Source organism: Paenibacillus borealis (assembly GCF_000758665.1).
GTDB lineage: Bacteria > Bacillota > Bacilli > Paenibacillales > Paenibacillaceae > Paenibacillus_AQ > Paenibacillus_AQ borealis.
Genome location: NZ_CP009285.1, coordinates 1,409,440 through 1,430,743 on the forward strand (window position 1 = coordinate 1,409,440; position 21,304 = coordinate 1,430,743).

The following is a 21,304-nucleotide window of genomic DNA, read 5'->3' on the forward strand; positions in this document are numbered from 1 at the left end:
TTCCTTATTCTGCCTGGTTTGCAGAATCTAGAGGTGATAATAATGGCTGTGAGCACCAAAAAAGGCATTTCTCCAGCCTGTTCAGGATGGGAGAAATGCCTTCATATAGAGTATTATAGCCGGATATTATTTGGTCTGGACGACCAATGCGTTGCTGATCAGGCGGCCGGGTGTGGTCAGATATTTGCCGTTATAGTAGAGGCCGCTTGAGGCGCCGCCATCCAGATTCATCGCCTGGTAAGCCCCAGCCTGCTTCATGATTTCCGCCAGCTGGGGGATGGTCGCCCCGCCGGAGGTCAGCAGAATCAGCTTGTGGTCGCGGGTCAGACCCAGCGCACTGCGGGAGCCTCCGCCTGTCAATATCTTCGGATCCTTGAAGCCCTCGGCGAGCACATTGAGGGATACCTTGCCGTTCACCAGCAGCCGCGGGCCTGCCTGTATAGCTCCTTGAATGGAGCCGCTGTCGAAGCGGTTCTTGAATTCACTGCCCGGAATCAGCTCTGCCAGAAGGTTGCCGTCATAGGCAAATACGGTCCGCTTGTCTCCGGGACTGTTCTTCAGCATCTTGCCGCCGCTGATAATATAACCGTAAGGAGCATAATAAGTGCCCTTGGTGTAGGCATCGAAGAAGGTACCGTTGATGGCGGCAGCCGCATTGCTGCGCTTCGCGATGCTGGCGAGCGCTTCTGTCTTGCCGACGGTATTTCCGGCAAGGACGGCATCCAGCTTCACCGAAGGATGCAGCAGGGAGACTGTGACGGTCTGCACGGCGAAGGAACGTCCGCCGACCTTGTATATATGTTTGCCGCTGACTATAGCAGGCGTACCGCTATTGATCAGGGCGCCATTCTGTACAGGTAATGTGGCTGTTGCTTCGCCGCTCGTGAGCGTGAGCGATGCGGCTTCTTTATTCCACTGGAGCTGTATGCCAAGCGTCTGGCTGACGAGAGCCAACGGAATATAGGTCATGCCATTTTCACTAAAGGGGCGTTCGCCCGAGGGAACGGGCTTGCCGTTGACGGAGGCTCCGGCTGTGCCTGGAGTGAAGGTAACAGACAAGTCATCGCGTGTTACCTGGATCTGGCCTCCAGCAGAGCTTACTACAGACTGGATGCCGGCGAAGCCATTCAGGAATCTTAGCGGAATGAACGAATGGTTCTCCTTGTCCACATAGACGGCAAGTTTAGCTGGCGCAGCCGCAGCGGCCCGGGATTGCAAAGGGGAAAGAAGCACAGCAAGCAGACAGAAGGCGGTGAAGAGGACAGACATTTTTTTCATAGTAAACGAAATCTCCTTCAGATTGTAGCAGTATAACTGCAGTTTAGGATGAATCTGGAACGGACTCCAGAAAGAAGCACTTGAAATACTATAATATAGCGGGCTCCGTTGACCGTCAATGGAACATGCATTGAGAGAGATGTTAGTTTATAATGAAATCACTTACGGATATTGGCACAAAGGCGGGAAGCGATGATAACAAGAATAGGCTTGATCCGGCACGGCAGCACACTCTGGAACCAGGAAGGCCGGATACAGGGCCACACGGATAATCCTCTGGACGAGGAGGGCTTCCGGCAGGCAGCTGTACTTGCAGAGCGTCTCAGCGGTGAATCGTGGGATTATATTTATTCAAGCGATATGCTGCGGGCCAGACAGACGGCGGAGGTCATTGCCGGGAGACTGGGGATTCCGCTGGCTGGCCTGGTTCCGGGGATACGGGAAATGAACGGCGGGTTAATAGAAGGGACTACGGAGAAGGAACGGATTGAGCGGTTCGGCAGCGGGTGGAAGACGATGGATATGAAGCTGGAGAGCCGGGACCTGGCCCAGCAGCGGGGTGTACGGGCCGTTGAAGAGGTCGCTGCCCGCCATCCGGGGCGCAATGTACTCATAGTCAGTCATGGCGCCATTCTGCGCAGTACGCTGGCAGGACTTGTTCCTTCACTGGATCTCAGTGTAGTGCTGAAGAATACTTCAGTTACCTGTATTATCAAAGACGCTGGCGGCTGGACCTGCGAGCTGTACAATGGCGTGGGGCATCTGAACGAATAGAGCCGGCTGTACAAAATTGGAATACAAGAGAGTCTCCCTTGTAAAGGAAGGCTCTCTTCCACCTGTTCCAGAACATACCATCTCAAATTCTGCGGCTTTTACCGATAATAAGCTTAGTACTGAGGCAAGGTCCGGCCATACTTGCCGGAGATGTTCAGAATATGTTCAGACTAACCCTGTACAGTAGCGCTTAAAAGCGATGAATTATACGATTAGGCAAAAGGAGGGCAAAGTAATATGGAAGAGGCCCGGAATTATATACTGGCTGTATTATCCATTCTTATAGGAGTATTGACGGTGTACAGCATCCTCAGGCTGACGCGGAATTTCTCCAAGTATCACCAAAGAACCCGTGCGGTCCGCACAAGTCTTGTTGTACTGGTTATTAGTGCCGGCCTTAGCGGCATGCACCTGCTGGGCAAGAAAACCTTGTCCGGATTTACCGCTGAGGACAGCAATCTGTTTATTACGATGGCGCTCTATGCGCTTACACTCGCCGGAATATTATACCTGTTCCTGCGTGTGCGTCTGCTTCTCGGAGAGCGTGAGCAGCTGAAAGAATTGGCCTACCGGGACGCTTTAACCGGCCTGCTTAACAAGAACGGAATGGATCACTTCTGGGATCACTGCAAATCAGGCGAACAGCTTGCGGTATTATATCTTGACCTTAACCGTTTCAAATCGATCAATGACACGCTCGGCCATCATGCGGGGGATCTGCTGCTTGAAGCCGTCGGCGGCAGCCTGCAGCAGTTCTCCCGCAAGGGCAAACGGCATATTTTCCGGGTGGGCGGGGATGAATTTGTCATCATCGCCAAGCGCTGCAGCCGCAAGGATGCGGAGCTGCTGGCCCTTAAGGTTCTGGAGAATATCACCCGGAATTACAAATTGGAGACGCATGAATTGTTCGTATCGGCGAGTGTCGGCATCACTATGAGTCAAGGCAGAATTGACCGGAAGAGGCTGCTCAAGGAGGCCGATTCCGCGATGTACAATGCCAAGCAGCTTGGCAGCGGGCGTTATGCGGTGTACAAGCAGGAGAACAGTCTTCCTCCTGTGAAGCTGGTCAGCAGCTCCAGAGCACAATAACTTATGAAATCCTGCACGAAATACAACATTATGCTCATGAAATCGGCTCTAATCCTCAAATGTTGTATGAAATACAGCATTCCCCCTCATTTAAGCGGATTAGCGGGGCGATTCTTGTATTTCGTACAACAATCCTCCCGAACAGCTGGGTATGTAGCAAGCAAAGTTGCAGTACGTACAACATTAATACCGAGGCCAGCAATGAATCTGGTATGAGCCGGGTGTGAGATATTGAAGCTTTACACAGAAAACGGATACTATCCTGTAGAGGATGGTATCCGTTTTCTATTTGGTACGGCCGCTGCCCGAATGCTTCAGATGGCTCATTATCCGGAACAGGCAGCCAGAAGCTATTGGCAAATACTAGATTCCCCTTGCTGCCAGCAGTCCGGCAAGTACATCCGGATGGTCGGTTATGATGCCGGCCACTCCGGCCTCAATCAGATAGGTCATCCGCTCAGGATCATTTACAGTCCAGGGATGATAGACAATCCCGCTCTCCGTTGCATCGGTGACGAACTCCGGCAGAACAGAAGAATAATGGGCATGCAGCGCGTCCGCCTGCAGGGTAGCCGCATAATTCCAAGGGCGGTATAAGCCCTCCCCGTAGAGAATGCCGGTGCGGATCTCCGGTGCCAGCGATTTACAGTAGGCCAGGGAATAGTGATTGAAGCTGGAGATAACCACCCGCTCACTCATGCCCTGCTCCCGTACAGCCGCTATCACCTTCTCCTCCATTCCGGGATAGAGGAACGTACCGTTCTTCAGCTCAATATTAAGCACAGTCTCACGTCCCTGAAGCAGATCCAGCAGCTCATCCAGGGTCGGAATCCGCTCTCCCGTGAACTCAGGGCTGAACCAGGAGCCAGCGTCAACCTCCAGCACTTCACGTAGCGTCTTATCCTTTACATATCCGCTGCCTGTAGTGGTGCGGCTAAGATTCTCATCATGAATGATTACGATTGCTCCGTCACTCGTCATTTGTACGTCTGTCTCGATGCCGGTTGCGCCAAGCTCCAGACCCTTGCGGAATGCCGCCATTGTGTTCTCCGGGGCGACTGCGGATGCGCCGCGATGCGCGAAATTAATGATGTTCATGTACTGTATTTCCCTCCGTCTCTTGGTTGTGTTGATGCCCGTGTTGGACGGGCCCCCTTGTAGTGTATTCCACATCACATCAAGAAACCCTGTCCGCATGGAGCGAAAAGGGTACGGTTTCTTGAATTTAACATGTGCCGGCAGGAGCTGTTAATATGTAAGGATTAATTTCCCAGTTCTTTCAGGGCCGCAGCGGCCAACTCTGCGAAATAGCGTGCTGTCGGCAGAAGCGCCGATTCATCAACGTCAAATCGCGGGTGATGAAGGCCGAAATCGCCTTCGGTGCCGATGTTGACGAAAGCGCCCGGCAGCTGCTGCAGATAAAAGGCGAAATCCTCGCCGCCCATTTGTGGCTCAAGCTCGAAGACTGTGAGGCCAAGACGGGCCGCAGTGGCTGCGGCAAACTGGGCCCAGCGGGGATCATTGACCGTTGCCGGCGGTCCGGGGATCCACTCGAGCTGTGCTTCAGCTCCAGCAGCGGCGGCAACCCCGTCAATAATCTGTCTGATCTGCCGTGGTACTGCTTGGCGGATGGCTTCATTATGCGTCCGTACCGTACCTTCCAGCTCTACAACGCCGGGCAGGACGTTCCAGGTGTTACCGCCCTGAATCCGGGTTACGCTGACCACCACCGATTCAACCGCACTGGTAAGACGGCTCGCGATCGTCTGCAGCGAGGTGATGACCTGCGCCGCCGTTACAATCGTATCCTGCCCGCGTTCCGGCTGAGCCGCATGTCCGCCTTTGCCGAGAATCGAAATGACAAACCGGTCTACGCCGGCGGTAAGTGCACCGCTGCGGGTTCCGAATGAACCTGCTGGCAGATCAGGATTATTATGCAGTCCAAAAATGGCGTCTACTCCGATCAGCCCGCCGGATTCCAGCACGGCTATAGCTCCGTGCCCGGTCTCTTCCGCAGGCTGGAACAGTATTCGGACCGTCCCGGCAAGCTCACTCTCCCGGGCCTTCAGCAGGTAAGCTGCTCCGAGGATGCCTGCCGTGTGGAAATCATGCCCGCAGGCATGCATCCTGCCGGAAATCTCAGAGGCGAAGGGGAGCCCCGTATCTTCTTCAATAGGCAGGGCATCAATATCTGCACGGATGGCGACGACCGGGCCATGGCCGTTGCCGATCTCGGCAATCAGTCCTGTCTGCAGCGGAAGATCAAGCACAGTAATTCCCGCTTCAGCCAGCCAGCGGCGCAGCTTGTCTGTGGTCTGAAATTCCTCGTTTGACAGCTCGGGCTGCTGATGAAGCTCCCTGCGCACCTGAATCAAACGCTGAGCCAGTTGCTGTTCCTGATTTTGAGTTAATGACGGCATGGATGTACAACCCCGCTTTCTCCAATTAATCTATCATTCCTGTATATTCCTGATTAATCCGATTGATTTATTTACTGCGCATAATACCTTTAACGGAAAGGTCCTGTCAATGTGTTATTTAACGATCCGGAGATTTATGAAATATTTCATGAAAGTGATGGATATCTCATTGACGTTTCATTTTTGCCCATGCTATTATACGGCCAATTCATTTAAATCCGATAGATTAACTACTTATTTAGCATTTCGGAAACAATGTGTTGCATCCAGAAGGGGGATAACATATGGGAGAGTGGTCGAGACAGGAGCGTTTTGCTGCCTTGCTGTCCGGGGAGCGGGCCGACCGGCCTATTGTCAGCGGCTGGCGCCATTTCATAGACCGGGAGGGTAACGCCAGTGATCTTGCAGACAGTACAATAGCTTATACGAAGCAATTCGATTGGGACTGGGTCAAAATCAATCCGCGGGCTACATATTATGCAGAAACATGGGGCAACACCTACGATTTCGCGGATTACCGTACGGTATTTCCCAAGCAGACCCGTGCGGTGATCAGCAAGCCGGAGGATGTCTGGAATATACAGGCGCAGCAGGCTGCAGCCGCAGCTCCGCTGGCCGAACAGTTAGAGGCTGTAAGCCTTATACGCCAGGGCCTGCCGGATACTCCGCTGACCCAGACGATTTTCTCGCCGCTTACCGTGCTGCTGTTTCTGGCGGGCCAGTCAGCTTATGCCGGTGATACGGTTTATGGCAGCCGTGAGCCGGTGACCGTGGCAAGTCTGCTGGAGGAGCAGCGGGCAGGCGTACATCAAGCGCTGAAGGCCATCGCCCTGACGCTGGCGGATTATGTGCAGGAGCTGGGCAAACGGGGGCTGGACGGGATTTTTTATGCGGTGACCGGCACCGCTCATCCGGGAATGTTTGACGAATCGGCGTTCAATGAATTGTCGCGGCCGTATGATGAGATTGTGCTGGAAGCCGCCGGTTATGGCAAAAGGATTCTGCATACCTGCGGTGCCTATTCGCAGCCGGAGAGATTCAACAATTATCCGATTGAGGGCATCAGCTGGGATACCGCAGCACCGGGCAATCCCGGATTGCATGCGGAGCTGAAGCCAACGAAGGTCGGGGGAGTAGATCATGCCTTATTCGCAGCCCATGATCCCCGGCGTATCCGTGCACAGGCTGAATTCGCCCTGCGCCTTATGGCGGACGAGCCGTTCCTGCTTGCACCCAATTGTGCGATACCGGTAACCGTAGAAGATCGATCCTTACAGGCTTTACGTGATTCTATTCCGCAGGAGTACACATATGAAAAGGGGTTCAAAGAATGAAAAGTATCGTAAAGGTTAAGAAATTGGCGGCTGTGGTTCTGGTGGGGATGTCGGTCGTGCTGGGGGCCTGCGGGAACAAAACAGCTACCGGAGAAGATAAGAAGGATATCGTTGTCGGCTTTGGCGTGGGCACCTACGAAGAACAGTTCCGGCTTGGCATTGTGCCGATTCTGGAGAAGGAAGGGTACAAGGTGGAGATCAAAACCTTCTCCCAGAACATGCAGGTCAATCCGGCGATGAAGGAAGGCTCTATTGACGCAAGCATCTTCCAGAGTACGGCTTACATGGAGGGCATCAACGCGGAACTGGACGCGGATATGGCTGTGCTTAACTTCGTGCCGAGCGCACCGCAGGGGCTCTACTCCGAGAAGCATCAATCGCTTGATGAAGTGAAGGACGGCTCTGTTATCGCCCTGCCGAATGATCCGGTTAACCAGGAGCGTGCGGTACGTATTCTGGAGGATCTCGGCTGGGTGAAGGTCAAAGCGGATGCCGGGACCACAGACTTCAATCTCAGCAGTGTGGAGCCGGACAAATTCGATCTGAAGCTGGAGTCGCTGGATTCGGCGCAGATTCTGGTCTCGCTGGCCGATGTGGATTACGGCGTGGTGAACGGCAACTATATCGCCAATGCCAAGCGGCAGATTACCGAAGCGCTGAAGATCGAAAATACGCCGGAGCAGCACCGGGTAACCGTGACGGTGAACAAGGGCGATTTGGATACCCAGTGGGCCAAGGATCTGAAGGCAGCGTATGAATCGCAGGAATTCGAGGATTACATCAATGCCCAGGATAAATACGACGGCTTCATCCTTCCGGATGCCTGGGAGAACAACTGATATGGCAGCGGGCAGAATTCATTTCATCGGCGGAGGGCAAATGGCGGAAGCGATTATCCGGGCTGTTGTCGGCAATGGGACTTACAAGGCTGAACAGATCAGCGTGGCAGACATACATGAAGAACGGACGGCTTATCTCAATACTGCCTACGGGGTGCAGGCGGCAAGCAAGTCTCAGGAGGCAGAGCTTGCCGGAGCGGAGATGATTATTATTGCCGTGCGGCCGCAGGATGATCTTGCAGCTGTAGGCGTGGCCATCTCCAGCCATGCGTCAAGCGGAGCGGCAGTCCTGTCGATTGTCGCCGGAGTGACCATCGATAGGCTGGCAGGTTACGTTGGAGCAGAACGCCCGATTATCCGGGTGATCCCGAATACACTTACCGATACCGGACTCGGCTACAGCGGGGCCGCACTGAACGCTTTCGCGGGTAAGGAGCAGGTGGAGGAGTTCCTGAACGGGTTCGGCAAGGTACAGTATCTGGAGGAATCGCTGATCGATATCTTTACCGGCTACGGGGTGGCGGGCCCGAATTATGTCTATTATTTCATCGAGTCCCTGGCCGATGCCGGAGTGCTGGCAGGACTGCCGCGCGAACAAGCCTGGACGACGGCGCTGGAGAATGTAGAGGGTGCCGTAGCTATGCTGCGGCATAGCGGCTTGCATCCCCGGCAGCTGCTGGATATCAACAATTCCCCGGGCGGAGTCGGCATTCACGCGTTGTATGAGCTGAATAACAGCGACTTCGCAGCCGGGCTACAGCGCAGTGTCAAGGCGGCAGTGAAACGCACAACGGAGCTGGGGCAGGTGCAGTCATGAGCGTGCTGCAGTGGGATCATACCGTGCATTATGTCAATGATCTTGCACAGGCTATCGGGGCCTTCAGGGACAATGGCCTGACCGCTTCCTACGGCGGATCGCATAAGCTGTGGGGGACTCATAACGCGCTTAGCTATTTCGGACTGAACTATATCGAATTTCTGGCAATTGAGGACCGGGAATTAGCGGCAAGTCTGGATACCCCTAATCTGGTGGTGAAGGATGCCGTGAATCTGCTGCCCGATCATGAAGGGTTCAGCAGGGTAGCGATCCGCACCGGTGATATTGAAGCAACCGCATCAGCGCTGGAGAAGCAGGGCCTGAAGCTGTCGCCGATACTTGACGGCAGACGGCTGAATGCACAGGGGCAGTGGATTGAATGGCGTATGCTGACTATCGGCGGCCATTATCAGGGTCTGGTGTATCCCTTCGTAATCGAGTGGAAGGGAAGCGATGGACAGCGGGAAGAGGAACTGACAGCTGCCGGAATTATCGTTCCTCATCCGGCAGGAGAATTGACGGTTCGCCAAGCCGTCTTCTCTGTACCCGATCCGGTAGCGGCGGCGGCCCATTGGGGCGAAATCTTCGGCTTGGGAGAAGTCCCAGCCTCTTCACCGGCATTCCCCGGTGACAGCGTCTCACTGGCGATTGGCGATAAGGTGTTTGAATTCCGCCGCGGAGAAGAACGGCAGATGACGCAGGTGATTGTGAGCGGTGATGCTCCAGGCCTGGCGGGCCGGACTCTAAATGTTGCCCAAGGCGAATATGTGTTTACAGCTGAGTAATTACGAATTGCAAGCCCGTTGCTGGCATGTGTTGCCGGCAGCGGTTTTTTTGTCGGGAAACGGTCTATATGAGATATCGGATTACGGCTGGTGCATTCTTCAGCAATCGCTTAGAATAAGCTTCAACTATACCCATAACAGAAAGAAGCGATACACTTGAAGTTTTGTCTCGAATGTGGAAGCCGGCTGGTCCTGAAGGAATGTAATGGAGAGGGGGAGGTGCCTTACTGTGAATCCTGTGCCGCGTTCCGGTTCCCGGTGTTCAGCACGGCGATGAGTACAGCGGTACTGAACAGGGAACTGGATAAAATTCTGCTCATTCAGCAGTATAACCGCAAGGATTATATCCTGCTGGCCGGTTACGTGAATAAGGGCGAGAACGCCGAAGCAGCGCTTATCCGTGAGGTCCGGGAAGAAGCAGGGCTTGAGATCATCGCGTATGAATATGTGCGCAGCCAGTATTTTGCCCCTTCCAATACGCTGATGCTGAACTTCATTAGTGTGGCTGACACGGAGGACTTAAGCGCGATGAGCGCTGAGCTGGATCATGCAGCATGGTTTACACTGGATGAAGCTGCGGATGCCATCTTGAAAGGCAGTCTCGCCGAGAGCTTCCTGCTGACGATTATCGGTAAGCTGAGACAGGGGCGGACTCTGGAGAGCTTCACTGCAGCGGTACAGTAAGCGCAGATTCAGGCCGAGACGATATCACGGATTCTTTCATGTACCTGCTGTGCCTCCAGAAAGGCCGCGGAGTACAGAAGATCTGTTTTTCTGGCTGGCAGCAGCCGGGGCAGGAAGGGAATCGATACGACAGGCGTGTCCGCGTTGTTAAAATAGATTTTTAGCGTCAGTTCGCTGATCTCTTCGGCATTGCTTATGGCTTGAACGGCTTCTGCGAACCCGGGGGTGGCGGCTACACTTGGGCGGATTCTCGGCGCACTGGTCGTAATCCGGCTGGTCTTGCTAACTTTGCTCAGCGTTAAAGCATTCTCGACGATCTCCGCTCCCAGAATGGTATCGAACGTGTAGGTGGTGGCTGTCGCCGGCTCCTGCTTGCCGGGATGCAGCAAACCGATGGCCATAGTCTGGCCGTCTTCATCCAGGGCAATGAGATGGGATTCATCCGGTGTAATGAACCGCTGGGGGAACTTGAGATTGAAGGCTGACAGAGCGTGAATTGCCTCCATCTGGCCGGACGCCTTGGGACGGAATCGTATGAACTGAAGCACCGCGGCTGACAGCAAGAGTGCAACGCCAAGTACAGCGAACATGTACATCAGGATAATAAGCACTGAACCGCCTCCTAAAAAGGTAACTATTTAATAGATATGCCGGGAGTACGTGAACAAATACATAGACCGGGCCTGCCGTGAGCATATATTATTTGAGTATTCTGCAAGGCGGGGAATAATTCAGAGATTCCAGGGGGATTCCAGGCATGATTGTTGATACACTTAGCCATTTGCTCAAAGATGAGGCGGCATACGGAGAGAAGATTCAGAGAGGGCTACAGTTTCTGCGCGATACCGATTTCACCGGACAAGCAGCCGGACGCTATGAGGTCAATGATGAGATGTTCTATTTCATCAACGAATATCAGACCAAGGCTGCCGGAGAATGCTTCTGGGAAGCGCACCGTGTGAATCTCGATCTGCATTATATTCTGGAAGGTACGGAGCGGATCGGCTATGCGGCCATTGAGCAGCTTGACGTAAGAGATGACTACAGCGCTGAGAAGGATGCGATCTTCTTCACCGGTGCCGTTGAATCCGCGGTGACTGCAGGACCGGGGGCTCTTGTCGTGTGTTATCCGCAGGACGGACATATGACAGGGATTGAAGCTGGCAAGCCCGAGGCTGTGCGGAAGGTAGTTTTGAAGATCAAGCTGTAAGTCTTAAGATAAGGAGAAACGGCTATACTCGCCCTCACTCAAGGGCTGGTATAGCCGTTTCTGTTACTGCTGCTCAGACGTTTCAGGAATATAAGTATCGTTGTCAGAAGTGGAGCGTCTAAGAGTTATGCAGTATTTCAAGCGGGGCTTTCACATTCAGCTGTGTTCCTGAGATCATGTTGATCCAGGCAGTGTACAAACGGCCGATACCCTGAAGCAGCAGCGGCAGCAGCAACAGCATTACAAAACCTATTCCGCATACGATCCAGGAGCGTTCACTGGAAGTTCTATTGGCCAAGAAGAAGAAAACCTCCGGATCGAGCATATTGGGATCAAATGAGAACAGCTCAGTGCTGATCTTATGAACCGCGGGCGCCAGCAGGCAGCCGATCGCAACTGAAGGCAGGACAAGCGAAAGAGTGAATCCAAGGATACCTGCGGGCAGCTGCAGTATGCTGTACAGGATTCCCCGGTACGACTGGTCTTGGCGAAGCTGGGAACCTAATGTCCGCAGACCTTCCCAGCGGAAGACGGCCGTATTGTCTGGCATAATCTGCTGCGCGGCTTCCCCTTTACCGTGAGACCAGGCTTCGGCAACCTTCTGTTCATTAGTCATCATCGTGCGGCACCAGGTTAGTGTCAGGGCCAGCAATGGCAGCCCAATCCATATAATCACCAGAGGCAGACTTACGCATAGGCCTGTGATGGCAATAACAAAGGCGATTATTCCTTTGGGCAAAGCAAGCATGAGCATTTTCCACGCGTTTATACTTCGTCGTAACATCGGGGCAACTCCTCTCCAAATTTCACCTTCTTCAGTATAGAGGTTAAATCCATATCATACACGCACCCGGAGGCGGGAAAAATACTGGTCTTTGGTCTAGTGCGGCACTCCCTCAGTTTAGGCTGGCACGGGCAGGCATATTTCTCTACAATAAATAAAGAGTGTATGACGATCAATGATCAATGATCAATGTCCCGGACAAGGAGTAGCGCTTATGAATATCTATCTGGAAATTCCGGATGTGGACAAGCATTTTCCTTTTCGCAGCCTGGTCTGCGGAGGGGATGATCTGACCTATCCGCATTGGCATAAAGAAATCGAAATTATCTATGTAACCAAAGGGAGTCTAAACCTGGGAATAAATGATGTGCCGATCCGGATGGAGCAGGGTGAAGTGCAGTTTATCAACGGCGGAGATGTGCATTATTTCCTGGCTTCACCTGACAGTGAGCGGGTAGTGATACAGTTTGATCTGAATTTCTTTCAGGAGGTTGCAGCCCTGGGAGGCAATGACTCCCCGCTGCGGGATATTTTCACGGAGATGGAATTCTCCAGCTCAAGCTGGCCGGAAGGGGCCGCCGCCAGTATGAAGGCTCTGATTGAGAGCATTTATGAGGAGAATACACAGCGCCGTGAAGGCTACGCTTATCTGATTAAGGCCAGGATGTTTGAAATGCTGACGGTAATTATGCGGGAGGTGCCGAAGAGCAGGGTCAAGAAGCAGCCCAAGTTCTCGGAAGACACGCTGTCCCAGTCCAGAGAGACGCTGGAGCGGCTGGAGCGGATCTTCAGCTATGTGGAGCAGCATTATCAGGAAGCGATTACACTGAATGAGGTGGCCGGCTACATGGGCTTCAGCCCGTATTATTTCACCAAGCTGTTCAAGAAGAATACGGGTATGACCTTTGTCGCGTTTTTGACAGAATACCGGCTGAATAAGGCCAAGTGGATTCTGCTCAACGAAGACCTGCCGATGTCAGCGGTAGCGGAAGCGGCCGGGTTCGGCAGCGGGAAGACCTTTCACCATTTATTCAAGGAAGCTACGGGGATCTCTCCGCTTAAATACCGCAAGACAATATCCGGGAATAATTGAGCAAGAATGCAGGAAGAATGCCTGCTTGCAGATTTGTATGATAGAGGTATAAAAAGTAGTCAAAAGCTAAGCTTAACCGTAAAATTCACCTTTGAAACAGGAGAGTGTCCGTAGTGACCAGAGTAACCGTATGGAATGAATACCGCCATGAGCGGCAGGAAGAACGAATCCGCCAGGTCTATCCGAATGGCATACATGTACAGCTGGCCTCTTTTCTGAGCGCAGCGGGACTGGATACAAGAACGGCAACGCTGGACGAGCCGGAGCATGGATTGACGGAAGAAGTGCTGGAGCGCACCGATGTACTGGTATGGTGGGGGCATGTTGCCCATCAGGAAGTGAGCGACGAGGTGGTGAACCGGATTCATAAGCGCGTGCTGGAGGGGATGGGGCTGGTGGTGCTGCATTCAGGCCACATGTCCAAAATCTTCATCAAGCTCATGGGCACAAGCTGTGATCTGAAGTGGCGTGAAGCCGGGGAGAAAGAGCGCCTCTGGGTGATGGAGCCTAGCCATCCGATTGCCGCAGGCATCGGAGAATATATTGATCTGGAGCAGGAAGAGATGTACGGGGCGCATTTCGATGTGCCCGCACCGGAGAGCCTGATCTTTGTCGGCTGGTTCGAGGGCGGCAATGTGTTCCCGAGCGGCTCGACGTACCGGCGCGGCAGCGGGAAGATTTTCTATTTCCAGCCCGGCCACGAGTCCTATCCAACCTATTACAACAAGGAAATTCAGCAGGTTATTATCAACGGCGTGAACTGGTGTGCACCGGTAGAACGCGCGGTTCCGGTATATGGCCATTCCGAGGCGCTGGAGCCGATTAGAAGCAAAGTAGGCGTATAACCTCTAGCCTTGCAGTCGATGAAAAAGATACCCGCCAGACCTATAACCGCCAGACCTAACGGTCTGGCGGTTTTTTGTGCTGCCGCGCTTAACGGAGGGGTTACACTTGAGAATCCTGCATGAAATACAACAATTTCTTTAGGATAGCGGCCCTAATCCAGGATTGTTGTAAGAAAGGCAACATTTCTTCTCCGGATAGCAGCCAAGCGAGAAAATTCTTGTATTTCGTACAACAATCATTAGGAATCCTCCTGTATAGGGAGTTTCGAGTTGCACTACGTACAACATTTTCATTTTGAGGCCGGCCTACATAAATTTTAATGGGTAAATTTGCTCCAGGAGCAGATCGTTCATGGGTGTGCGCCCCATTCATTTCACCGCTGGCGGAGATCATCCTACACCACACCTGTGTCATTAGCTGGGCTGCTTCTGCTTCTGCTTCTGCTTCCGCTACAAGCGCAGCGCTAAGCTCCCGCACGTCTCAGGTTAGCCATGATTAACATTACGCCGGTGGCAGGAAAACTAACATGGCTTAATTTTAAATAATAAAATTGCGTTATATACATGTTAGTTATAAATGCTTTTATATCAAGGGTTTGGCTATTCTGCCAAGTCTGGGGTGAGGGGTTGTTAAATATTCACTTCGGTATTTTTCATGCAGCGTTATGCAGAATCCTTTATACTGAATGAAATTTAACGGACCAGGAGGAGAGGCTGATGATGCGGCGGTGGAACAACTTAACATACCAGAGCAAGCTGATGCTCGCCTTCTTCATGCTTGGGATTATCCCGTCGATTGTGATCGGCACGATGGCTTATTTCAAATCGGTCAGCACCCTGGAATCACGGGTGAATGCCGATCTCGGCGTCATTGCCGGACAACTGAATGAGGCGATCCAGCGCCAGGTGGAGGACGTGGACCGTTTCAGTACTTTTCCTTATTTCACACCTGAAATCTTTCAAATATTGAACCAGCCGTACGTGCCCCGCGACCAGTGGGGTTACCGCGAGATTGAAACCCAGCAGCAGTTCGCCAAGCTGCTCGTAACTTACCCTTCGATTTTCTCCACGATTCAAGGTCTGGTATTCTACAGCACCAAAGGCAATATTTACGGCTATAGAGTCAGCGACCGCTCCTCCATCAATGAAGCCGTAAGTCCCGTAGACGAGGAATGGTATAAGGAGACTCTCAAGCGAAGCGGAGGCGTATTCATCTCCGGGCTGCGGCTGGAGCGGCAGTTCAATAGTGCTCCGTTTCCCACGATTACCGCTTCCCGTGTGCTGCTCAATGATGACTTCACTCCGGCCGGAGTGGTCGCCGTGGATATCCGCCCGGATTTCATGGACAAGATTGTCCGCTCCTTCCAGCTGGAGAGCATGCATGTGATTGTAGCCGATGAGAAAGGGAAATTGATCTACTCCACACAAAGCGGAGATAACCAGCGCTTCCTCAGCGCTGCGGCAGAGCAGGCATCGCTCAGCGGCACGGGCCGCGGTCTGATCAATCTGCCCGATCTGGGCGGCGGGCTGGCAGCGGCGACTGGAGTATATGCCCACAGTGAGTATTTGGGCTGGACGAGCTACCTGATGATCGACCGCAAAGAGCTGCTGGGAGACGCGAATGTGATCCGCAACTTCACCGTAGTGCTGGTGCTGATTTTCACTGCCGCTGCGGCTATCCTGTCGCTCCTGCTGGCCCGGAACCTGTCGAGGCCGATCCGCAGCCTGATCTCCTCCATGCGCGACGTGGAGCGGGGGCTGTTCATCACTCCGGCCGCTCCGCCGGTCCAGGGTGAAATCGGCCAGCTGCATCTCAGCTATGTCACGATGGTGAGACGGCTCGATGTGCTGATTCAGTCGATAGAAGAGAAGGAACGGCAGAAGCGGGAAGCGGAGCTGTACGCGCTTAGAGCGAGAATAGCCCCTCACTTCCTGTATAACACGATCAATTCCATCCGCATGCTGGCTGTGTTGCAGCAGTCGGAAGGAATCGCCAGGCTGCTGCAGTCCCTGAACAAGCTGCTGCATGCCAATATGAAGCTGGACAGCGAGCTGGTGTCGCTGTCTGCGGAGCTGGAGCTGCTGCATCACTATGTCCGGCTGATGGAGCTGCGGTACACGAACCGCTTCAAGGTGGATTGGCAGATTGAAGAGGATACGACGAAGGCGATGGTACCGCCGATGATTCTGCAGCCGCTGATGGAGAATGCGATTTTTCACGGCTCCTTCGATATCGGAGGCCCGCTGCTGATTGAGGTAGGTGCCCGGTTGACCGGGAACGGCGGGGACGGGTTGCTGATCACCATTACTGACAACGGTCACGGTATAACGGCGGACACACTGGAGGTGCTCAATGGTGAAACGGAGCAGGAGAATGCCCCGGGCGGGGAGCGGAACGGGAATTCAAGCATAGGAGTAGCCAACGTCCGCGACCGTATCCGGCTTAGATTTGGACCGCCGTATACCTTGACGCTGAAGAGTGAGCCCGGACAAGGAACCCTGGCCGAATTATATCTGCCTTATCAACCGGAAGGCGGGCAAGCAGCCCGGCCGCGAATGGAGGAATGAAGCATGTGGAATTTGCTTGTGGTGGAAGATGAGACCATTGTGCGGCTGGGCCTGCGCTATATGCTGAATTGGGACGAGCTTGAAATCACATGGAAAGCCGAAGCTGCGAACGGGCACGAGGCGCTCAAGGTGCTGGCCCGGGAGGAAATTCATATTGTGATGACGGATATCCGCATGCCGGGTATGGATGGTCTGGAGCTGGCGCGCAGAATTAAGGAGCAATATCCGAGCGTGCAGATTATTTTCTTCAGCAGCTTTGAGGACTTTCCTTATGTAAAAGAAGCCGTCCGCATTGGCGTCGTGGATTATTTGCATAAGCCGACGATGGCGGCCGAAGAGATTACAGCAGCGCTGCGCAAAGCGTCTGATACGCTGGAGCAGCTTCATCAGGAGGCTGTGCCGCAGGTGCCGGGATACAGCGACAAGGACCGTGATCAATTCCTGCAGTCGATGCTCGGAGCGGAAGAGCAGCCTGTGGAGAATTGGATGGAGGAGTGGCAGCGGTATGGGTTGGAGTCCCTGTATGGAGAGGGATACCGGCTGGCTATTCTGCGCATGGCCGATAATGAAGGGATTGAACCGCAGGCGGCGCTGGCCCGCTTTATGTCCTTCCGGTATTTTCTGGAGGAATACACTTCCCGCGAATGGGGCGGGATATTACTCAGCCGGGAGAACAAGGAGCTGGTCTGGCTGCTGCCGCAGAAGGTGTCCGTTGATGAAGCGGGAGCCGGGGCCGCGATGCAGAGTGATCTGGATCAGCTGGCGCAAGGCCTGCACAAAATGCTGGGCATCCGCATGACCTATACCTGCAGCGGAATTCACCGGACAGCCGCGGAGCTGCCGGAGGCATATCGTAGTGCGGCGGAGCGTGAGCCGGCGAGCGGCGGGAGGCTGAGCGGAATTATCCGGCTGGCAACGGCGTATATCGATGAGCATTTGCTGGAGGAGGTGACGCTGGCGCGGACCGCAGAGGCGATTCATGTCAGCGTCAGCCATCTGAGCCGCCAGTTTCTTAAGGAGACCGGACAGCATTTCAATGAATATATGACCGCCAAAAAAATGCTCCTGGCCCGCAGGCTGCTGCGTGAGAGCAACCGGAAGGTATACGAGGTGGCCGAGGAGCTGGGGTATGCCAACCCGCATTATTTCAGCAAGCTGTTTAAAGATGACACAGGTCTGACACCGCTGGAATTCCGCAATCAGTAAGTAAAGAGCAAATATTTGACGTAAACAGCAATTCTCGTCTAGCTGGAGGATCAGACATCCGGCAGAGCGGCCAAGATAAGCAATTAATAGCTATAAAGCAGCAGATCAATCTGGTAGTTAACCTGACACAATCGGAGTACGATTAACTCATGAAACAAACATAATGTCAGGGAGGCTAACACATGAGAAGAAAAGGCGGGTTCTGGTGGTTGTCGGTATTATGTCTTGGATTGTTGGTCATTCTTGCAGGCTGCGGCAGTAATAATGCGGCATCAAACGGTAATTCCGGAGCGGCCGCTATAAGCGGTACTGCTGCAGAAGGTGATGCTGAGAAAGAGCCGGTGGTGCTGAAACTGACCACATGGAACCCGATCAGCCAGACGGTGGTTGATAAATTCCAGGAGAAATATCCCTACATCACGATAGAGCATGACAAGGTATACGATCAATTCCGGGAAATCATCCGTACACGGATTGTCTCCAAATCCGATATGGACATGCTGTGGCTGTTCCCGAACCAGGTGGCTGAATTCTCCAAAGAGAATGTCCTGATGGACATCACCGGCAGTCCTTGGCTGGACAATTATCTTGAAGCAGCGGTGAAGCTGGGTACAGTGGACGGCAAAACCTACGGCGTCCCTTATAACAGCCAGCCGATCGTGATGTTCTATAATAAAACACTGTTCGATCAGCTGGGACTTGCGATTCCGACCAATTGGGAAGAGCTGATGGCGGTAAGCGAGAAAATCAAAGCCAGCGGCACTGCCCCGATGGTCATTGGTAGCAAGGATGGCTGGGCGACCCAGTTCATCACCACTTCACAGTTCGGACTGTATCAGCATGACAATGCGGACGTATTCTCTCAGCTGGCAAGCGGGGACAAAAAGTGGACCGATCCAGAGTTCACAGGCTACTTCGACGGCATGAAGGAGCTGGCGGATAAAGGCTATCTGCTGGAGAACTCCGTCGGCCTCAGCTATGACCAGGTAGCGCAGGTATTTAAGGAAGGCAAAGCCGCCATGTGGCCGATGGGCGAATGGGGCTACAGCGAGAACTTTGATGCAGACTTCTCCGCATTTGAGCTTAGTGCCTTCCCGATTCCCGTCAACCGCGGCGATCAGCCGCTCGTAACGAATCTGGTGTCCGACAACCTGCTGGTTGGCGTATCCTGGAGCAAGCACCAGGAAGAAATCAAGCTGTTTATGGAATTCGTGGCCGAGCCGGAAATGGCGAAGATCTGGTCCGATGAAACGAAGCAGGCGGTAACGGTAAAAGGCGGCACTTCCGAAACCTACAGCCCGCTGGCCGCTTCCCTTCAGCCGCTAATTGACGCAAGCGAAGCGCAGATTTTCCCGAGCATGACCTCGTCCATTGAGCCGGTAATGTTCCCGATCTTCCAGCAGATTCTGCTGAAGCAGGACGTGGACACCACCAAGCTGCTGGAACAAATGCAAACGGCTCAGGATAAGGACATATAGAACATATAAGACAAACAAAACTATAAAGATTCGGTTTGAAAAGTATACCTTTTAGGGAGAGTGGCGGAAGAGAAGTTTGGAACTGTAGGAGCGGTAGCGTCCGCCTTTATGGTTGGATTTCTACCGCGATCAGCGGTCCAAATCAGGAAATCCAAACATAACAGCGGCCGGAGGTCCAAACATTCTCTGCAGTCACGGCTGAACCTAAATGGGAGGAGTTTCAGGCACAATCTTTATAGAACACACACAACACAAGAGAATAAGCGAAAGCTCAGATCAAGGACAACCCTGTCTTTCGCTTAGGTTTCTTTTTTTTTACCCAAATTTGGGGTGAGGGATGGAGGCAGAAGATGAAATTCATGAATTTTCGCAATTACCTGCTGTTTATCGCACCGGCGCTCCTGATCTACCTGCTGTTTTTTGCCGGACCGATCTTCAGCGGCTTGTATTACGGCTTCACCGACTGGAACGGCTTCTCGTTCAAGGCCGACTGGGTGGGACTTGAGAACTTCCGCGAAGCCTTCCGTGATCCGCTGCTCCTGACGGCACTGAAGAATATGGCGATTCTCTCCGTTGTAGTCATCGTGCTGCAGCACAGCGCGTCGATCCTGCTGGCCGTACTGCTGGACCAGAAGCTGAAAGGTATTGTATGGATGCGGGCGATTATCTTTTTCCCCGTGATTCTGAACACCGTTGTAATCGGTTATGTATGGAGCTACATGTATGCGCCGATGGTCGGGTTTCTGCCGAAGTTTTTTGCCGCAATCGGGCTGAATGGTCTGGCGCAGCTGGACTGGCTCGGTGATCCTTCCCTGGCAATCTACGCGATTGCGCTCGTCATGGTCTGGCAGTACACAGGCTACTCGATGATGATCTACTTGGCTGGACTACAATCCGTTTCGGGTGAAATATATGAAGCTTCAAGCATTGACGGCGCGGGCCCGTGGAATAAATTCTGGAAAGTTACGCTGCCGCTGCTGATTCCTTCGGTCATTGTGAATACAGTGCTGTCGGTGATCGGCTGTATGAAAATGTTCGAGCATGTCTTCATCATGACGCAAGGCGGACCGGCGAATTCTACGCAGACCTTCGGGATCATGATCTATCAATACGCCTTCAAAACCTCGCAAATGGGTTACGGCACCGCGATGGCGATGATCCTGTCTGTGATGATCCTGGGCGTAACCTTCGTGCAGATTAAGCTGCTCAGCAGAATGGAGGTGGCGAATTGACGACTACATTACAGAAAACCTCTATCTATACCGTGCTGATTATCGCACTCATTATTGTACTTGTTCCGATGGCGGTCATGGTCTCGGTTTCGCTGCAGACGCCGTCAACGATCAATCCGCTTAGCTTGCCCAAAGACCCGCAGTGGAGCAATTATACCGAAGCGTTCCGTACCGGCAATCTGCTGCCGTATTTCGGGAACAGCATTCTGGTGCTGGTAATGACAACCGCTGCCGCTATTGGCGTCTCTGTACTGGCCGCTTACGGTCTGCACCATGGTAAAAGATATAAATCGGACGCGATGTCGACCTTCTTCCTGATGGGGCTGATTCTTCCGGCCTTCTCCGGCACGATTCCGGCATTCCTGGTGCTGCGGGAGATTCATCTGCTTAACACGCATGTCGGGCTGTCGCTGATCCAGATTGCTTCCGGGCTGGCCCTGCCGATCTTCCTCTATGTTAATTTCTTTAAGACCGTGCCGACTGAAATTGAGGAGGCTGCGCTGGTGGACGGCTGCGGGCCTTGGCGGACCTTCCTGAAGATTATTTTTCCGCTGACCCTGCCGATTACGGCAACCTGTATTATCGTGGTGGCGATCAACTCGTGGAATGACTTCTTCAATCCGCTGGTCTACCTGTCTTCGCCGGATATGCGGACGCTGCCCGTGGGTCTCATGGCCTTCAAAAGCCAATACAACACCAACTGGCCGCAGATGTTCGCCGGAGCTGCACTTGTGGCCCTGCCGATCATCATCCTCTATTTGTTCGTCCAGCGCTTCATTATTAAAGGCCTGGTGGGCGGGGCGGTTAAGGGGTAGAGGCTGGCGACTATCGGCTGAAAAGGGACGGCTTAGCAGGAGTAGCAGCTTCA

20 protein-coding genes are annotated in these 21,304 nt (G+C 53.3%); 15 read left to right on the forward strand and 5 right to left on the reverse strand.

The features are described from left to right. Nucleotides 1-126: 126 nt before the first annotated feature. Nucleotides 127-1,278, reverse strand: a complete 1,152-nt coding sequence (locus tag PBOR_RS05950; protein ID WP_042210897.1) for a phosphodiester glycosidase family protein — start codon at nucleotides 1,276-1,278, stop codon at nucleotides 127-129. Between the two features lie 192 nt (nucleotides 1,279-1,470). On the opposite strand from PBOR_RS05950, the gene PBOR_RS05955 reads away from it, so the two are divergent. Both PBOR_RS05955 and PBOR_RS05960 read left to right on the forward strand, forming a co-directional pair. Continuing rightward, a complete protein-coding gene (locus PBOR_RS05955) occupies nucleotides 1,471-2,052 on the forward strand; it encodes a histidine phosphatase family protein (protein WP_342671103.1) in 582 nt (193 codons plus the stop codon). A gap of 237 nt (nucleotides 2,053-2,289) precedes the next feature. Continuing rightward, nucleotides 2,290-3,141, forward strand: coding sequence for a GGDEF domain-containing protein (locus PBOR_RS05960; protein WP_052429349.1), 852 nt, complete (start codon nucleotides 2,290-2,292; stop codon nucleotides 3,139-3,141). Nucleotides 3,142-3,504: 363 nt separating this feature from the next. Here the strand turns inward: PBOR_RS05960 and PBOR_RS05965 are convergent, their stop codons facing one another. Beyond that, a complete protein-coding gene (locus PBOR_RS05965; protein WP_042210898.1) occupies nucleotides 3,505-4,239 on the reverse strand; it encodes a glycerophosphodiester phosphodiesterase in 735 nt (244 codons plus the stop codon). Between the two features lie 164 nt (nucleotides 4,240-4,403). Beyond that, entirely contained in the window at nucleotides 4,404-5,561 is a 1,158-nt protein-coding gene (locus tag PBOR_RS05970) for an amidohydrolase (RefSeq protein ID WP_042210899.1), read from the reverse strand. 284 nt (nucleotides 5,562-5,845) lie between these two features. Between PBOR_RS05970 and PBOR_RS05975 the strand changes: the two genes are divergently transcribed. The 5 genes from PBOR_RS05975 (at nucleotide 5,846) to PBOR_RS05995 (ending at nucleotide 10,020) form a co-directional block, all read left to right on the forward strand. After that, nucleotides 5,846-6,895, forward strand: coding sequence for a uroporphyrinogen decarboxylase family protein (locus PBOR_RS05975; RefSeq protein WP_042210900.1), 1,050 nt, complete (start codon nucleotides 5,846-5,848; stop codon nucleotides 6,893-6,895). After that, entirely contained in the window at nucleotides 6,892-7,734 is an 843-nt protein-coding gene (locus PBOR_RS05980; RefSeq protein WP_042210901.1) for a MetQ/NlpA family ABC transporter substrate-binding protein, read from the forward strand. The genes PBOR_RS05975 and PBOR_RS05980 overlap by 4 nt, the downstream gene beginning before the upstream one ends. Nucleotide 7,735: 1 nt before the next feature. After that, nucleotides 7,736-8,551: a pyrroline-5-carboxylate reductase gene (gene proC / locus PBOR_RS05985; RefSeq protein WP_042210902.1), complete on the forward strand. Its 816-nt coding sequence runs from the start codon at nucleotides 7,736-7,738 to the stop codon at nucleotides 8,549-8,551. Beyond that, the gene (locus PBOR_RS05990; protein WP_042210903.1) at nucleotides 8,548-9,336 is read left to right on the forward strand and encodes a VOC family protein; all 789 of its coding nucleotides are present in this window, start codon (nucleotides 8,548-8,550) and stop codon (nucleotides 9,334-9,336) included. Before proC ends, PBOR_RS05990 begins: the two co-directional genes overlap by 4 nt. 219 nt (nucleotides 9,337-9,555) lie before the next feature. After that, complete coding sequence (locus PBOR_RS05995; protein ID WP_245648053.1) at nucleotides 9,556-10,020, forward strand: NAD(+) diphosphatase; 465 nt, start codon at nucleotides 9,556-9,558, stop codon at nucleotides 10,018-10,020. A gap of 8 nt (nucleotides 10,021-10,028) precedes the next feature. On the opposite strand, the gene PBOR_RS06000 is transcribed toward PBOR_RS05995, so the two are convergent. After that, nucleotides 10,029-10,631, reverse strand: a complete 603-nt coding sequence (locus PBOR_RS06000) for a hypothetical protein (RefSeq protein ID WP_042210905.1) — start codon at nucleotides 10,629-10,631, stop codon at nucleotides 10,029-10,031. 146 nt (nucleotides 10,632-10,777) lie between these two features. On the opposite strand from PBOR_RS06000, the gene PBOR_RS06005 reads away from it, so the two are divergent. Next, the gene (locus PBOR_RS06005; RefSeq protein WP_042210906.1) at nucleotides 10,778-11,230 is read left to right on the forward strand and encodes a NanQ anomerase/TabA/YiaL family protein; all 453 of its coding nucleotides are present in this window, start codon (nucleotides 10,778-10,780) and stop codon (nucleotides 11,228-11,230) included. Nucleotides 11,231-11,348: 118 nt separating this feature from the next. Here PBOR_RS06005 and PBOR_RS06010 read toward each other — a convergent pair whose 3' ends face one another. Then, the gene (locus PBOR_RS06010; protein WP_081971918.1) at nucleotides 11,349-12,014 is read right to left on the reverse strand and encodes a sensor domain-containing protein; all 666 of its coding nucleotides are present in this window, start codon (nucleotides 12,012-12,014) and stop codon (nucleotides 11,349-11,351) included. 214 nt (nucleotides 12,015-12,228) lie between these two features. Here PBOR_RS06010 and PBOR_RS06015 point away from each other — a divergent pair, with 214 nt between their 5' ends. The 7 genes from PBOR_RS06015 (at nucleotide 12,229) to PBOR_RS06050 (ending at nucleotide 21,251) form a co-directional block, all read left to right on the forward strand. After that, nucleotides 12,229-13,107, forward strand: a complete 879-nt coding sequence (locus tag PBOR_RS06015; protein WP_042210908.1) for an AraC family transcriptional regulator — start codon at nucleotides 12,229-12,231, stop codon at nucleotides 13,105-13,107. A 113-nt stretch (nucleotides 13,108-13,220) separates the two neighbouring features. Then, nucleotides 13,221-13,952: a ThuA domain-containing protein gene (locus PBOR_RS06020; protein WP_042210909.1), complete on the forward strand. Its 732-nt coding sequence runs from the start codon at nucleotides 13,221-13,223 to the stop codon at nucleotides 13,950-13,952. A 717-nt stretch (nucleotides 13,953-14,669) separates the two neighbouring features. Beyond that, nucleotides 14,670-16,520: a cache domain-containing sensor histidine kinase gene (locus tag PBOR_RS06030; protein ID WP_245648055.1), complete on the forward strand. Its 1,851-nt coding sequence runs from the start codon at nucleotides 14,670-14,672 to the stop codon at nucleotides 16,518-16,520. 3 nt (nucleotides 16,521-16,523) lie between these two features. Beyond that, entirely contained in the window at nucleotides 16,524-17,726 is a 1,203-nt protein-coding gene (locus PBOR_RS06035; protein WP_042210911.1) for a response regulator transcription factor, read from the forward strand. 182 nt (nucleotides 17,727-17,908) lie between these two features. Continuing rightward, on the forward strand, nucleotides 17,909-19,204 hold the full coding sequence (locus tag PBOR_RS06040) for an ABC transporter substrate-binding protein (protein ID WP_042210912.1): 1,296 nt from the start codon (nucleotides 17,909-17,911) through the stop codon (nucleotides 19,202-19,204). A 350-nt stretch (nucleotides 19,205-19,554) separates the two neighbouring features. Then, nucleotides 19,555-20,436, forward strand: coding sequence for a carbohydrate ABC transporter permease (locus PBOR_RS06045; protein WP_042210913.1), 882 nt, complete (start codon nucleotides 19,555-19,557; stop codon nucleotides 20,434-20,436). After that, the gene (locus PBOR_RS06050; RefSeq protein WP_042210914.1) at nucleotides 20,433-21,251 is read left to right on the forward strand and encodes a carbohydrate ABC transporter permease; all 819 of its coding nucleotides are present in this window, start codon (nucleotides 20,433-20,435) and stop codon (nucleotides 21,249-21,251) included. The genes PBOR_RS06045 and PBOR_RS06050 overlap by 4 nt, the downstream gene beginning before the upstream one ends. Nucleotides 21,252-21,304 lie beyond the last annotated feature (53 nt).

Bases quoted from the DNA above. Each gene is read 5' to 3' on its own strand.
- PBOR_RS05950 (WP_042210897.1), bottom strand. From the start codon at position 1,278: ATGAAAAAAATGTCTGTCCTCTTCACCGCCTTCTGTCTGCTTGCTGTG.
- PBOR_RS05955 (WP_342671103.1), top strand. From the start codon at position 1,471: ATGATAACAAGAATAGGCTTGATCCGGCACGGCAGCACACTCTGGAAC.
- PBOR_RS05960 (WP_052429349.1), top strand. From the start codon at position 2,290: ATGGAAGAGGCCCGGAATTATATACTGGCTGTATTATCCATTCTTATA.
- PBOR_RS05965 (WP_042210898.1), bottom strand. From the start codon at position 4,239: ATGAACATCATTAATTTCGCGCATCGCGGCGCATCCGCAGTCGCCCCG.
- PBOR_RS05970 (WP_042210899.1), bottom strand. From the start codon at position 5,561: ATGCCGTCATTAACTCAAAATCAGGAACAGCAACTGGCTCAGCGTTTG.
- PBOR_RS05975 (WP_042210900.1), top strand. From the start codon at position 5,846: ATGGGAGAGTGGTCGAGACAGGAGCGTTTTGCTGCCTTGCTGTCCGGG.
- PBOR_RS05980 (WP_042210901.1), top strand. From the start codon at position 6,892: ATGAAAAGTATCGTAAAGGTTAAGAAATTGGCGGCTGTGGTTCTGGTG.
- proC (WP_042210902.1), top strand. From the start codon at position 7,736: ATGGCAGCGGGCAGAATTCATTTCATCGGCGGAGGGCAAATGGCGGAA.
- PBOR_RS05990 (WP_042210903.1), top strand. From the start codon at position 8,548: ATGAGCGTGCTGCAGTGGGATCATACCGTGCATTATGTCAATGATCTT.
- PBOR_RS06005 (WP_042210906.1), top strand. From the start codon at position 10,778: ATGATTGTTGATACACTTAGCCATTTGCTCAAAGATGAGGCGGCATAC.
- PBOR_RS06010 (WP_081971918.1), bottom strand. From the start codon at position 12,014: ATGTTACGACGAAGTATAAACGCGTGGAAAATGCTCATGCTTGCTTTG.
- PBOR_RS06015 (WP_042210908.1), top strand. From the start codon at position 12,229: ATGAATATCTATCTGGAAATTCCGGATGTGGACAAGCATTTTCCTTTT.
- PBOR_RS06030 (WP_245648055.1), top strand. From the start codon at position 14,670: ATGATGCGGCGGTGGAACAACTTAACATACCAGAGCAAGCTGATGCTC.
- PBOR_RS06035 (WP_042210911.1), top strand. From the start codon at position 16,524: ATGTGGAATTTGCTTGTGGTGGAAGATGAGACCATTGTGCGGCTGGGC.
- PBOR_RS06040 (WP_042210912.1), top strand. From the start codon at position 17,909: ATGAGAAGAAAAGGCGGGTTCTGGTGGTTGTCGGTATTATGTCTTGGA.
- PBOR_RS06045 (WP_042210913.1), top strand. From the start codon at position 19,555: ATGAAATTCATGAATTTTCGCAATTACCTGCTGTTTATCGCACCGGCG.